Source organism: Paenibacillus sp. LHD-38 (assembly GCF_031157315.1).
In the GTDB taxonomy this organism is placed as follows: Bacteria; Bacillota; Bacilli; order Paenibacillales; family Paenibacillaceae; genus Pristimantibacillus.
On the sequence record NZ_JAVIFU010000003.1, the window covers coordinates 191,084 to 205,207 of the forward strand.

Here is a 14,124-nt window from a genome sequence, read left to right on the forward strand (position 1 = left end):
AGAAATAGATGCGATTCCCATGATTACCTTTCTATTGTTTACCCACAACCGTACGTTTCCATTCAATGAATTAAAACATGAGGAGAGAAAGCTATGACAGATGAGCGCTATTTAAAAAGAAAGATAGTGAAGGAAACCGTGCCAAGCCGTTTCCTGCCGGAACAAGCTCGAAATTTACGTATATTTTTGCCGCCTGGCTATAACGAGGTATTGAGCTACCCTGTCGTATACTGTCAGGACGGAGAGGATTTTTTCAACTTCGGACGTATCGCAACGACGGCTACCCGGTTGATTTTGGACGAAGGCCTGGAGCCCTTCATTATCGTAGGCGTTGACGTCGACAAAAAACTTCGTACGGAGGAATACACGCCGGGCGGCAATCGACATGCAAACTATATCCGCTTTTTCGCTGAAGAGCTGCTACCATTCGTTGAAGAGCGCTATGCCGTAAGACAGCAACCAGAGCATCGCTTGCTTGCTGGAGATTCACTTGGCGGCTCGGTATCGCTGCATTTAGCGCTAACCTATCCACATCTGTTTACGCGAGTGATGTCTTTATCTGGCGCATACTACGGCGTCTCGCAAAATATAATTTCAGAGGCCGGCGATCTGAGCTGGCTGACTATTTATATGATTGTTGGACTTCAAGAGGACGCATATGAGACGGACCGAGGCGTGTTCGATTTCGTTGCTTTGAATCGGAACGCTAAGGCGCTGCTGGAGTTGAAGCAAGCCACGATTTTCTACGAAGAGAAGGATGGCAAGCATCAATGGGGCTTCTGGCAAAAAGAGCTTGATCAAGCCCTCACTTATTTTATCGAAGTAGAATAAATCAAGCGTAAACGGCTATCGCCGTCCGTCCACAGTGGCAAAAGCTATCGTTTCGCGGAGATATATAAGCACATTTATAAGTGAAAACTTATAAATTCTTATATATTCAAAAAAAGAAACTGTTTAGCAGTCTCCATTCGGAACTGCTGAACAGCTTCTTTTTTTAAAACACCATCTTAAACAAATTTCATATCCGCTTGAATCCGTTTCAGCAGCTCCTTGCAGCCGCTGTCCACCAGTTCAAAAACAAATGGAAAGTTTCCGTCATAATAAGGATCAGGCACATCAGCTATTCCCCTATCCGGAAGAAGCTCCATAAAAGTAAATAGCTTGGCCCCGCTCTCCTCGATTCCTGCTTTCTCAAGAAGCTCACGGACATCGCGGAGATTTTTCGTATCCAAACACACAATATAATCAAAGGATTCGAAATCACTCTCAGCGACCAATCTAGCCTTCATGCCCTGATGAGAAATTTGATGCTGATCCAGCAGCTTCCTAGTGCCTTCATGCGGAGGATGTCCCAAATGCCAATCTCCGGTTCCAGCAGAATCAACCTCAATACGGTCGGCTAAATGAGCTTGTTCCACTTGATGCCGCATAACTGCTTCAGCCATCGGCGAGCGGCATATATTGCCTAAGCATACAAACAAAATATGTGCTTTCATGAGTTACCTCTTTTCTGCTGTTCATGAGTGGTATCAATATGAAGCGATCGACGGGGAAGCTTCCATTTGTAATATACCGAAAGCATACGGAAGCTAATGATAACAACAAATAAAAATAAGAGCTCCAAGGTCGATTTAACCCATCCAAGTCCGACCACAAGGCCTGCCAGCATGGCCCAAACGGCATAAATCTCGTCCTTGAGCACTAGCGGCTTGCGCCCTGCCAACACGTCGCGAATAATTCCGCCGCCGATTCCAGTAAGCATTGCCGCAACAAGAACCGCGCTTAGGGGATGCTTCATTTGCGTGGCATATAATGCACCTTGGATGGCAAACGCCGATAAACCAATCGCATCGAAAAAAGCTTCGCTTTTGCGCCACCGCTGGATCCATACGACCGGCAAGAGAAACGCAATCGTCATTGCGATCATTGCTATTTTGAACAAATAACCTTGATTCCATAGCGATGTTACCGGCATACCGATCAATAAATTACGTACAACCCCTCCGCCGAATGCCGTTACCAAGCCTAGTACGAACACGCCCAAAATATCGTACTCTTCCTCCATCGCCACAATCGCTCCGCTGACAGCGAAGGCAACTGTCCCGATAATACTGAAAATCCCAAAAATGTCCATACTCACTGCTTTAACTCCTCGCTTCCCGTCCATGAACCGACCTGATTCGTCGGTACTTTCCTTCACCATTTTAGCTGGGAGCCTGCGGTTTCGCAACGACAAATTTCGCAGAATCCGACTACAGCATGACGGCTTAATTGGGCTGCCTCTAGTTTTTAGGGGACAAAAGGCTTTATACTTAAAATGTTTGAAGTCAATTCTGCCTGGAAGAAAGGATAATATGTTATGCAGCCTCGTATCGCGATTTGCACAGGCGGCCAGCTCGGCGCCTTTGCCCTTGAATATATAAAATCCGCTGATTTGCTCATCGGGGCCGATAGCGGTGCCCGCTTTCTAATTTCCCAGGGCTTTCGCCCGGATATTTCAATCGGTGATTTTGATTCGGTTTCGGAAGATGAGCTGGCCATCATTCGAACGAAAAGCGGCCAGACCATAGCTTGCGACCCCATTGACAAAGACTATACCGATACGGAAATGGCCGTTAGGCTTGCCTTGGATATGCAGCCCCGGGAGCTCGTCCTGCTCGGCGCTCTTGGAACAAGGTTCGACCATTCGCTTGCAAATGTGCATTTACTTGCTCTAGCCGCACAGCAAAAGGTTCCTGCTACCATCATTGACGAACATAATAAAATTACACTGTTAACGGATCAAGCGACGATTGAGCAGCTAGGCTATCCAAACGTTTCCCTGCTCCCTCTGTCTTTGCAAGTAAAAGGCATTACGCTGACAGGCTTCCAATACCCGCTCACGGATGCAGAATTATCAATTGGGCAATCCCTTGGAATCAGTAACGTTCTGCTCTCGGCAGTTGGCCGCATCGAAATCAAAGAAGGGTTATTACTGGTTATCCAAAGCCGAGATTAGTTGAATCAATAAAAAGCCGATACCTTTTGGCAAGGACTAACCGCAGGTGGAGAAGCAGGGAGCCACAAATCTAAATCGATAACGGATTTTGGTCTCCCTAATCTTTTCCTGCAAGATCAATAAATATCTTCTTCTGGCGTAACAATCGCAAGACCGTCCACATGCTTGCGGCTCATCAGCTTTCGTGCTTTTCTGTTTTCCTTGGATTCGAACACAATATCCAAATCATATTGCTCATCCGGGTAAAGCTTTGTTTTCGGGATATAAAGCTTCATGCGCTTGTGATTAAAAGTAAGCTTTTGCCCCTGGACTTGAACAATCACATTACCGCGTTCATCGGCAGGACGATAAACAACCCCCATTCGGTTAATCGGGTAAATCCAGACGGCGTCCCCTTTTACGAAAGGCTTGGCTGACGCTTTTACGGTAACCTCTTCCGGATTCCCGCTTGCATTTTTATTCGAGCCTGCTCCCTCAGTTGCTGCGTATTGCGTACTTTTCCGTTCACCTGAGTGGTTTGATTGCTTAGGAGTTGACTTCTCGAAAGATTCAGAAGCGTTGCGATCCTTCTTCTCTAACAATTCCTCTGCGCGAAGCAATACTTCCTCTGGCAATCCGAACCGCCTGGCTATCGCAAAAGCATGGCTGTCTCCTGCTTCCCCCATTTCTAATCGATAGAGCGGCTTTAACGTTTCTGCGTCAAAGGCCATTTTCCCGTTTTGGCAGCCTGCCGTACGAGCAGCAAATGCTTTGATTTCATTGAAATGCGTCGTAGCCGCCGCTAAGGCCCCGCGCTTTAGAAGCTGCTCCAATAAAGCGATGGAGAGAGCGATTCCTTCTGAAGGATCTGTGCCTGCTGCAAGCTCATCAAGCAAAAGCAGCGACCTTGGACCGGCCGCTTGAAGCATTTCCTTCAGAACGGTGATATGAGACGAGAATGTGCTTAGCGATTGCTCAAGACTTTGGCCATCGCCTACATCCGCAATTACCTGATGGAACACACCGATTTCGCTTCCTTCATCTGCGGGAACCAATAAACCGGATTGCACCATCAGCACAAACAGGCCAATGGTTTTCAAGGTTACGGTTTTTCCCCCTGTATTGGGCCCCGTAATAATAAGCTGCTTCCAGTTATAGCCTAGCTCGACATGAAGCGGTATGCTGGCATGGCCTAACAATGGATGGCGGGCACTTACGAGCCGGATGACCGGCTGTTCGGACAGCCTGATTTTTTTTCCGTCGTAGAAACGTGAAAGCTTGGCACGGGCAGTTATAAAATCAAAGGATGCCATTGCCTCTACATTGCGAAACAGCTCCGAGGAAAACGATTCTGCCAGCTCGGATAGCCGAGCTAATATGACCGTGCGTTCCCGCTCCTCTTCAGCCTTCCATTGCTGCAGCTCGACCTGAAGATCAGCCACATCGAGCGGCTCAATGAACAGAGTCTGCCCGCTTGCAGATTCGTCCCATACGGTTCCAGGTACCTGCTTTCGCAGCTCCCTTTTGACTGCTATGACAAAACGGTCACGCCGTTTGCTAATGACCGGTTCCTGCAAGGAAGACCGGTATTTGTTTAAAGCATGCTCCATCTTTTTGTGAATTTTATCTTCAGATGCATAGATATGCCTGCGGATATAAGCAAGATCGGCGCTCGCTTGATCCGTAATTAAGCCATAGCGTATGCAGCGGTTCAATTCTTCACGCAGGACGGGGCAATCATACATGGACTCAGCGTAAGACGCTATCGTTGGTGCGATGTCGCGCTTACTGTACATATATTTTTTCATTTGCACGACGGATGTCAGCCATACCGACAGCTGCTCCATTTCTTGTTCGTTATAGATGCGCCCTTTGCCCAGTAGCGCCAAGAAAGGATCGATGCCATCCATTGCGGATAACGGGATGCTTGCCCCGCTTCCAAGCAAAAGCGCAGCTTCCTCCGTCTCCTGCAGCCATGCTTCAACCTGACGCTGCTTTGCGCTAGGCTCATGACGCCCTGCTAATTGCCGGCCAGCAGGCGATACGGTAAAGCTAATCATAGCTTCCTTAACTTTATCAAATTCCAATCTTCGCCAAGATGCTTCATTCATTTTTATAGCCTCCTCTAATTTTGAATAAAAAAAAGACAGAAATAGAACGCGGGTGCGTTCCACTTCTGTCTCAATCGACTAAGCTCCAATCCCATTTCCAAACGCTCATAATAAACGTTTTCCTAAAAATGGGTACAAAAAAACCGTGCTGTGGTAGCACGGTGATTGGGCCGCTGTCGACTAGCTTCAGGCGGAAATCCTCATGTCCATAACTCTTGGTGCCAGATCACGAAATAGAGCCTTGCAGCAGGGCATAAAAAAACGCCAAGCCTGATTCGCAAGACCATAATGCATCTGACCATATCCAATTTATGAGTTAAGGACACCAGCAAACATTAAAATTTCCCCTTTAAGCGTAATTCATAAATGATTAGATGTTACCTAAATAATGTACAAAAAAGACGAGCTGTTTGTCAAGCCTTAGGTATCCATTATCGAACCTACAGGGTAATCTTTAATCCCGTGTGAGAAAAACGGATATGCTCAGGCAGATTATAGGTTCTTCGAATATCAATGTCATGAGACATATGAGTGAGTATCGTCCGCTTTGGTTTCCATTTATGGACTAGCTCGATCGCCTCCACCACGTCATAAACTGATCTCGTTTCGTAGGCGAATGGCTCATGATAGAAGCTGGTTCCAAGTACAAGTAAATCTAAAGCCGCCAACTTCTCTTGCTGTTCCTCCGTCAAGCCGATCGAGTCGGAACAATAAACCCACTTAAAGTCCGTATTATCGTTCTCGAAACGAAAGGCGTATGCATAACCATTTTTTCCGTGATTGACTCGCCAGCTAGATACCTTCCATTTACCCAACTGAATTGGTTGATCAAATGACTGAAATTGAATTTGATTTCCAAGCCATGGAAACCGATCCAAAATCTCTTTAATTACTTCAGCCGGTGCGTATGCACGGCCTTTTTTATTAGTCCAGCGACAGGCGTCCGCCCACTCCACTAGACCCCCGATATGATCAAAATGAGCATGAGTAATGAGCAGTGTATCAATTTCTCTCAATTCGGCTGCTTCTAATTGCTTTGCGAAATCTGGTCCACAGTCAATCCATATCGTTCCTGCATCCTCATCCTCGATTTGGACAGATGAACGCAGGCGACGGTTGATCCCCGTGTTTCTAGCTTCAGCGCATACTTCGCAATCACAATAAATGCGAGGTACGCCCATTGAATCACCATTTCCTCTGAAGATAAGTTTCGTCATAGCGGCAGCAGCTCTAATGTATCCGCAGCACGAATTTTCTCAACCATGCGTAACCATTCCTCTGGCTTGTTCGGCAAGGCAGCATAATACCCATCTAGAAATTCAGCAACAAGGGCAGCATCAATGGAAGTCATTTCATCATCCTGCGGCAGGAAGCATAAATCTAATTCAGAAACGGCTTGACCCTCGTGGTCCCAGGAAGGATGAACATATGCGATATCAATTCGCTTATAACCGATATGCGAGAGCACTTCACGGCGTACAAACGGATTCATTGGCGAAACGCCGCCGAAAGCATGCTCTTCTGCACGGTAAGGATCATACACTTCGGCAAACATACCGATTGGCGAGGTACCCGATTGCACGGCGAGCTTAGCCAAATCACGCTCGCGGTTACGAAGCAGAAATCTCCCAATACCTAAGGAAGGCTTGCCTATTATCGTAAAATCAGTCATCGCTACGCGAAGCTCCGGATAATAACGGTATTCCGTTGATCCGACTACTTCTCCCTCATGAATGGCAACATAGACATGAATCGCTTGATCCTCAAGAGGCTCTCTCCAAAGATCATATGCTAGAACTTCCTCAGGAGGAAAAATCGTTTGCAAAAGCTTATGTAGGGGAACAAAATAAGGATCCTCAATGGATGTAATCCGATGATAGGTCAGCATTTTCGTATATCTCCTTTATTTGAACGGATTTCGCCATTCCATAATGGCTGCACAGTTGTTGGACTGTTCATCTTCTAAATATCCGTGGGCGATGCCGATTGGCATGCGACCGCATCTAAGCAAAAAGGTTATTACAGGATCTTTCAAATCTCCGCTCAGCACTTTTTCCAAATAGGACTCCGGCGTCATTTCATGGGCACGAGGTCCATAACCAGGCATGCGACCACCTCCGAGGAGTCTGAGGAGTCCAAGCTGTACAACGGTCTCATACATCGACTGCATCAGCCATTTGCCAATTCCTGATTTCCTAAATTCCGGAATCACACAAATATCCACAATGTACAGCGTATCTCCTGCCGGATTGTGATTGCGTATATATCCGCCGTCGGTAACGGTTTCCCAATCATGCGTATGGCCGTACTCATTCATATTGACCAAGAGACCGGTCATCGAGCCGATCAGGATGCCGTCAACCTCTGCACACAACGCACCTTCCGGAAAACGGTTAACGTGTTCGGAGAGCTGATCGACATTCCACAATAGCTCCTCAGGAAATGGCGGAGGAAAGCTTGCACGTTGAACATCGATTAATGCCTCAAAATCAGCCTGACCATAATTACGTATAACTGTTTTTTGAGGTTTGTCTTTTACATATAAGTACAGCTCTTTGCGCATCCCAAGCCGCCTTCCAAAAAAAAGGATGAACTCGAATAATTACACTACTGCCAGTCCGTATATAAGTCCGTACGCCGGTCGCGCCAAGTTGTTACTGCACCTTTCAACCTTACATCCTCCAGCAGCGCCAAATCTAAATCAGCTACAACGAGCATATCGTCATTGATGATTCCTTCGCTTAATATGCCAGCAGGCGGAAATGGAATATCATTAGGCGCAATCACAGCAGCTTGCCCAAAATTCGCGCGCATGAGATCTACCTTGCGAAGCGAACCAACCGTGCCCGTGGTAACAATATAAACTTGGTTCTCAACGGCTCTGGCATGGCAGCAATACCTCACCCGATAGAAGCCATGACGATCATCTGTGCAGGAAGGGCAGAATATGACGTCTGCTCCCTTTGCCCTAGCCATCCGGACGATTTCCGGGAATTCAATATCGTAGCAGGTAAGCATTGCAATGGTGCCGTACGCGGTCTCAAACACTTCAAGACCTTCACCCGCCGACATATTCCAGCCCTCCACTTCCGATGGCGTGATATGAATTTTATGCTGGACATCAATTTTGCCATCGGGATGAAAGAGATGGGCAGCATTGCGAAGACTATTATCAGCCGTTTTGATGACATGGGTCCCGCCTATAATATAAACCCTATATTCAACTGCCAAAGAGCCGAATAAATGCAAGTAATCTTCCGTGAAATCAGGAAGGCGGTCGATAGTAAGCGCGTTTCCTTGCTCATCGCCGATAGACATTAATTGCGTTGTAATAAACTCTGGAAATAAAATAAATTGTACGCCGTATTCAGATGCATTTCGCACATAATGAGTCACTTGCTCCGCGAATTGCTCAAATGAATCAATGTCAGCTAGCTTATATTGAACGGCAGCCGTACGAAATTTCATTTTCGGGAAAGACCCCCTCGCTATGTTATTGTTTACGCTGCTTAAACTGCAGAGTAATCGTCGTGCCTAAATCCGGCAAACTAAAGACATCTACCTTTCCCTCATGCAGATCAATAATTCGTTTCGCGATCGATAGTCCGAGTCCCACACCGCCAGTCGCACGGCTTCTTGCACCGTCAACACGATAGAAACGTTCAAATAAATGGGGAATTTCATTCTCAGGAATACCCATTCCTTTATCCTTAACCTCGATTTTTACGATATGCCTAACGAGCGTTATCGTAATGTCTATCGGGTCCTTCGAATATTTAATGGCATTGTCCAGCAAAATGACAAGAAGCTGTCTAATTTTATCCTTATCACCAACCATCCGCACCACCTTGGACATCGCCTTCACCCTGATTGGACGTCCAAACGTCGTTTGCAGCATTGTCGCAAGCTCATCGACAACCTGGACAACATCAAACAGCTCCTGTCGGAGCCAATCCTCTTGCTCAGCCTCCGCCAGCATCAGCATCGATTTTGTTAAGTTCTGCAGTCGATTAGCTTCCTTATCAATGGCCTCGATAGCTTCATTCCGCAAATTCTCATCATCCCGCCCCCAGCGCTTCAACATGCCTGCATAGCTGCTGATAACGGTTAAAGGTGTTTTCAGCTCATGAGAGGCATCTGCAACGAACTGCTTCTGTTTTGCAAAGGTACGATCGAGCCGTTCGATCATTTGATTAAATGCACGGACAAGCTGAAGGAGCTCCGCAGATTCTTCCCGGCTGCTCAGCTCGATCTGCCTGAGCTTGCCGCTTCGATCAATTTCCCTCATTGTATTCACCATTTGTTGAATAGGCGCCGTCAGTCTGGACGTGAACCAATAGGTGCCGAATATGGCAAACAAGATGGCTCCGCCGCTGGTCACGCTTAGCGCCGCAACCAATACCTGCAAGTAATTATCAAGCTCATCCAGTATTCGATTAACCTCAAGCATCGCAATGACGCGATTTCCGTCATACAACGGAACCCGCATGAACAAGATACGTTCTCCGCCCTTCGTAATCATCCCCGTATGGTGATGAGTCTCAAAGGCAGCAGGAAGCTCTTGCAGCAGCTCGTTTGAGCCGGTTATATTGACTACTCTGTTATTAGGCGCAATAATGCGGATCATTTCGTTAACGTTGTAATACTCATTGAGCAGCTCCGGAGAGTTCAGTCCTCGACCGCTCTGAATTCGGGGATTCTCAAGCATGAGATTCACCTTATTCGCAATAACCTCTTCTTCGCTTTCCGTCGTAATTTTGATGACGTAAAAGTATACGAATATATTAAAGAGAATCAAAATAAAGATGAGCCAGAAAATTGTAAAAAGCGTAAACCGTTTGCGCAGTGTCATGCATCCGGCTCCTTAATCATATAACCGACTCCGCGTACCGTATGAATTAGCTTATGACGATAACCCTTGTCCAGTTTCTGGCGCAAATAACGTATATAAACATCGACAAGATTCGTTTCACCGATAAAATCATAGCCCCAAACCTCGGATAAAATATCTTCGCGGGACTTCTCGTCATTTTTATTCTCTACGAGATATACGAGCAGCTCGAACTCTCGCGGCGTTAATTCGATCAAAATATCCTTGCGGTAAACTTTTCGAGTCCGCAGCTCAATCGTCAAATCGCCAACTTTTATCATGTCCGAACCTTCCGCTTCCTTCGGATATTGCTGGAATATACGCAGTATGTTGCGCACACGGGCCAGCAGCTCCTCCATCGCAAACGGTTTCGTAATATAGTCATTGGCACCGTGTTCGAAGCCGCTTACCTTGTCCGGCACGGTATCACGTGCGGTTAATAATATGATAGGTACGGGATTGCCCGCTTGCCGCAATAATCGCAATACTTCAATTCCGCTCATTTCAGGAAGCATCACATCAAGCAGAACAAGTCCCCACTCCCCTGTTGATGCCATTTCATAGCCTGTTCGACCATCGGCGGCTGTGCCCACCGTATAGCCCTCATGCTCTAGTTCAAGCTGAAGTATACGAGAAATACCAGCTTCATCTTCTACGACAAGAATATGTTCTTTCATCTTTGAGGTACACCTGCTTCCAGTTGTAAATAATCGATTTTCAAATCAAACTTCGTGACATTCTTCTACAAGAACGCTTAAATTTATCATAATGAAGACGTTTCACAAATGCAAGTAAGCCGATCTACTGGAAAAGTAGACCGGCGATTGCAGCAAGCATCACCGCTTGCCGCAGCATGCGTTACCGCAGCTTATTATTAGCTTTGCGTTTGCATCGCCCAAGCTTCTACATCCCAAGTTTTGGTTACCCAATCCTCATAAAATTCAGGCTCATGAGAGACGAGCACAACTGTACCTTTGTAAGCCTTGAGCGCGCGTTTCAGTTCCGCTTTGGCGACAACATCCAAATGGTTCGTCGGCTCATCGAACAATATCCAGTTGCTCTCGCGCATCATCAGCTTGCAAAGACGCACTTTAGCTTGCTCGCCCCCGCTGAGCTGGTTGAGCGCGCGCGTAATATGCTCGTTTTTCAAACCGCAGCGGGCAAGTGCAGCACGTACTTCATGCTGGTTCATAAATGAAAACTCATCCCAAACGTCCTCAAGCGGAGTCATGGTCGGCGCTTTAGCTTCCTGTTCAAAGTATGCTGCATTTAAATAATCGCCAAGATAAGTCTTGCCGTCAAGCGGCGGGATTACGCCGAGTATGGTTTTTAGCAGCGTTGATTTTCCTACGCCGTTACAACCAACGATTGCAATTTTATCTCCACGTTCAATGACCATACTCATCTCGGGCAAAAGCGGCCGGTTGTAGCCAATAACCATGCCCTCAGCTTCAAATACCGTTTTGCCGCTTGTTCTGGATTCTTTAAATTGAAAGGTTGGTTTTGCTGCTTCTTCCGGCTTATCGATACGGTCAATACGATCAAGCTGCTTTTCCCGGCTCTTCGCTCTTCCCGAAGTCGAAGCACGAGCTTTATTCTTTTGAATAAACTCCTCTTGCTTCTTAATAAAATCCTTCTGCTTCTCGTATGCGTCGATATGCTGCGCTTTGTTCAAATCTGCCATCTCAAGGAATTTATCATAGTTCGCCGAATAACGAGTCAGCTTCGTGAATTCAAGATGATAAATAACGTTGACAACCTGATTCATGAAGCTTGTTTCATGCGAGATGAGAACAAAAGCATGCGGATAGTTTTTCAGGTAGTTAGTCAACCAGTTGATATGCTCTTCATCCAAGTAGTTCGTCGGCTCATCGAGCAGCAAAACGCCTGGTTTTTCAAGGAGAAGCTTGGCTAGAAGAACCTTTGTCCTTTGTCCGCCACTGAGAGCTGTTACGTCACGGTCAAGACCGATTGCATTTAAGCCTAGACCGTTTGCCATTTCGTCGACTTTTACATCGATCAAATAAAAATCGCCGATTTCCAGCTCCTCTTGAATCTCGCCCATACGCACGAGCAGCTCATCAAGCGTATCCGCATCCGCGTCACCCATTTGCGATGCAATCTGATTGAGCTCTTCTTCTAACAGAAGCATAGGCAGAAAGGCGTCTTTCAGCACATCACGAATGGTTTTGCCCGCATCAAGCTTCGTATGCTGATCCAAATAACCATATCGAACGCGAGGCGTCCATTCCACCTTGCCTTCATCCTTCAATAATTTACCGGTCAAAATATTCATAAGTGTAGATTTGCCGGTTCCATTTGCACCGACAAGTCCGACATGCTCACCATCTAATAAGCGGAAGGATACATTTCTAAACAATACCCGGTCGCCGAATGTATGTGATAATTGCTCAACTGTTAACAAACTCATTTTCGTCTTTATCTCCATTCATATATAAACCATATTCAATCGATGTGAATTCACACTTTTTGCCCGTATCATTGTACCACATAAATGATCAGTCTGTGTTCATTTCATTAGAAAGAAGCTTTAAAATGGGCGATAATGCTTGTTTAAGCCGTTTTTGGATTCGTTTGTCATCGGTTGCCCATAGCCCCCGCCATTGTAAGGAGAGCATTGTTTCCACCGCAAGTTTAGGCACAATGGCTAAAGGACGGTCAGGAAAAAGATGCAGCCACTCGTTTCGACCATGAAAAGCAATGTCCTTATTTGCAACAAACAGCATTCGAGCGTTGCTTAGTCGCAGTTCATTCTTCAAATCAACCAGAAGCCTTAGCTCACTGCCCTGCCATTTTACAACGAAGGGATCGCCAACGACAATAACAAAACTTGCCTGCTTCATTATCTGCCGAGCGCGCGGTTCGGTCCATTTTCGCGATAAATCAATCAAATTGATCTTGGCGCCTGCTTGTCGAAGCATTTGCTCAAAACGATGTTCTTCCTGCACGAGATCCGGACGCTGTTCCGACTTCAACGCGAAACAATCGATTGCCTGCTTATCGAAGCTATAACGCTCGTAGCGTTTATCAAGCGCACTTCTATCCAATGCATTACTTTTGCGCAACCTTTTGTTTCCTGAAAGCCAAGCATGCCATTCCGGCCTTGCTTGTTCATACTCGGCTGCCGTAATCGAGGCTCGTTCGGATTCTAACAGATTTGCAAGCGTATGCGTCAAAAAGGTGGATCCGGATCCCGATGACAGTGAGAGCAAGCAAACGGTATGTTGACTGCGATATGGACTTTGTTCACTCACCGAAATAGGATTTATAGTCTGCTTTAATCCATGATGTTGTACAAACGGCGCTAATGCTTCTTCCACTTCCTGCATGGAACCATATCGCATTCGCGGATCCGAGTGCAGCAAGCATCGCAACACTCTTTTGAAAGCCTCCGGAAAATCACGAGGAATATGCCCGAACGGCTCCTGGCTATTTAATTCCCCGTGCGGCTGTCGATAAATCATTCCTCCGCTGGCCATATAATACAAGAGTGCTCCGAGACCGTAAATATCTGTTTTCTCATCGCTTTGCCCTTTGCCTGCTTGTTCAGGTGCTGCAAAGCCATAGGTTCCAAGCTGGGCCGTATCCTGCTCTTTCCCCAGCTTAAATTGTCTCGAGATACCAAAATCAATAAGTTTGACCTTCCAATTCTCATCGAGCATTACATTTGAAGGCTTGATATCCCGATGAATAATAGGCGGCTCATTCGCATGCAAATAGCGAAGCGCCGAGCAAAGCTGCAGGGCAATATCCAATATTTTCGCAAACGACATGGTAATAGGCTTTGTGCGATTTAGTTCAGCGATGGTGCGGCCTTCTATATATTCCATCACAAGTGCTTCAAAAACCTGCTCATTCGGTGGAAAATAATCAACGATTAATGGCAAATGAATATGATTTACCATCATAAGCATTTGTGCTTCTTCCGCATATCTGCCTATGCCCGGCATCGGAGCAATTACTTTTATTGCTCTGAGCTTACCCGCGAGTCTTAAATCATCTGCAGCGTACACGACGCCCATACCGCCTCGTCCCAAAACACCAGCGATGCGATATCGAGTACCAATCACCGTTCCGATCGGATAAGGATCAAACAGCTCCACTGTGCTTTTCATATTAATCCTCCCAAAAATGAACAAAAAAAG

The 14,124-nt window shown here is 46.4% G+C and carries 13 protein-coding genes; 2 read left to right on the forward strand and 11 right to left on the reverse strand.

Features of this window, described 5'->3' with window-relative positions; all coding sequences use genetic code 11:
* Window positions 1–93 precede the first annotated feature (93 nt).
* A complete protein-coding gene (locus RCO25_RS04335) occupies window positions 94–831 on the forward strand; it encodes an alpha/beta hydrolase (RefSeq protein ID WP_308994904.1) in 738 nt (245 codons plus the stop codon).
* Between the two features lie 176 nt (window positions 832–1,007).
* On the opposite strand, the gene RCO25_RS04340 is transcribed toward RCO25_RS04335, so the two are convergent.
* Complete coding sequence (locus tag RCO25_RS04340) at window positions 1,008–1,496, reverse strand: low molecular weight protein-tyrosine-phosphatase (protein ID WP_308994905.1); 489 nt, start codon at window positions 1,494–1,496, stop codon at window positions 1,008–1,010.
* Window positions 1,493–2,134 (reverse strand): trimeric intracellular cation channel family protein, encoded by a 642-nt coding sequence (locus tag RCO25_RS04345; protein ID WP_308994964.1) that lies wholly within the window; start codon window positions 2,132–2,134, stop codon window positions 1,493–1,495. Before RCO25_RS04345 ends, RCO25_RS04340 begins: the two co-directional genes overlap by 4 nt.
* A gap of 225 nt (window positions 2,135–2,359) precedes the next feature.
* Here RCO25_RS04345 and RCO25_RS04350 point away from each other — a divergent pair, with 225 nt between their 5' ends.
* Window positions 2,360–2,998 carry a thiamine diphosphokinase gene (locus RCO25_RS04350; RefSeq protein ID WP_308994906.1) on the forward strand — a complete coding sequence of 213 codons (639 nt, stop codon included), beginning with the start codon at window positions 2,360–2,362 and terminating at the stop codon, window positions 2,996–2,998.
* A 116-nt stretch (window positions 2,999–3,114) separates the two neighbouring features.
* On the opposite strand, the gene RCO25_RS04355 is transcribed toward RCO25_RS04350, so the two are convergent.
* The 9 genes from RCO25_RS04355 to RCO25_RS04395 form a co-directional block, all read right to left on the reverse strand.
* Complete coding sequence (locus RCO25_RS04355; RefSeq protein ID WP_308994907.1) at window positions 3,115–5,088, reverse strand: endonuclease MutS2; 1,974 nt, start codon at window positions 5,086–5,088, stop codon at window positions 3,115–3,117.
* A 440-nt stretch (window positions 5,089–5,528) separates the two neighbouring features.
* Window positions 5,529–6,305 carry an MBL fold metallo-hydrolase gene (locus RCO25_RS04360; RefSeq protein WP_308994908.1) on the reverse strand — a complete coding sequence of 259 codons (777 nt, stop codon included), beginning with the start codon at window positions 6,303–6,305 and terminating at the stop codon, window positions 5,529–5,531.
* Window positions 6,302–6,973, reverse strand: coding sequence for a GNAT family N-acetyltransferase (locus tag RCO25_RS04365; protein WP_308994965.1), 672 nt, complete (start codon window positions 6,971–6,973; stop codon window positions 6,302–6,304). The genes RCO25_RS04360 and RCO25_RS04365 overlap by 4 nt, the downstream gene beginning before the upstream one ends.
* Before the next feature lie 18 nt (window positions 6,974–6,991).
* Entirely contained in the window at window positions 6,992–7,651 is a 660-nt protein-coding gene (locus RCO25_RS04370; RefSeq protein ID WP_308994909.1) for a GNAT family N-acetyltransferase, read from the reverse strand.
* A 44-nt stretch (window positions 7,652–7,695) separates the two neighbouring features.
* Window positions 7,696–8,556, reverse strand: coding sequence for a carbon-nitrogen hydrolase family protein (locus RCO25_RS04375; RefSeq protein ID WP_308994910.1), 861 nt, complete (start codon window positions 8,554–8,556; stop codon window positions 7,696–7,698).
* Between the two features lie 25 nt (window positions 8,557–8,581).
* On the reverse strand, window positions 8,582–9,940 hold the full coding sequence (locus RCO25_RS04380; RefSeq protein ID WP_308994911.1) for a HAMP domain-containing sensor histidine kinase: 1,359 nt from the start codon (window positions 9,938–9,940) through the stop codon (window positions 8,582–8,584).
* Window positions 9,937–10,635 (reverse strand): response regulator transcription factor, encoded by a 699-nt coding sequence (locus tag RCO25_RS04385; protein ID WP_308994912.1) that lies wholly within the window; start codon window positions 10,633–10,635, stop codon window positions 9,937–9,939. The genes RCO25_RS04380 and RCO25_RS04385 overlap by 4 nt, the downstream gene beginning before the upstream one ends.
* Window positions 10,636–10,832: 197 nt before the next feature.
* Window positions 10,833–12,389 (reverse strand): ribosomal protection-like ABC-F family protein, encoded by a 1,557-nt coding sequence (gene abc-f / locus RCO25_RS04390; protein WP_308994913.1) that lies wholly within the window; start codon window positions 12,387–12,389, stop codon window positions 10,833–10,835.
* An 88-nt stretch (window positions 12,390–12,477) separates the two neighbouring features.
* A complete protein-coding gene (locus tag RCO25_RS04395) occupies window positions 12,478–14,094 on the reverse strand; it encodes a serine/threonine-protein kinase (RefSeq protein WP_308994914.1) in 1,617 nt (538 codons plus the stop codon).
* Between the last annotated feature and the right edge of the window lie 30 nt (window positions 14,095–14,124).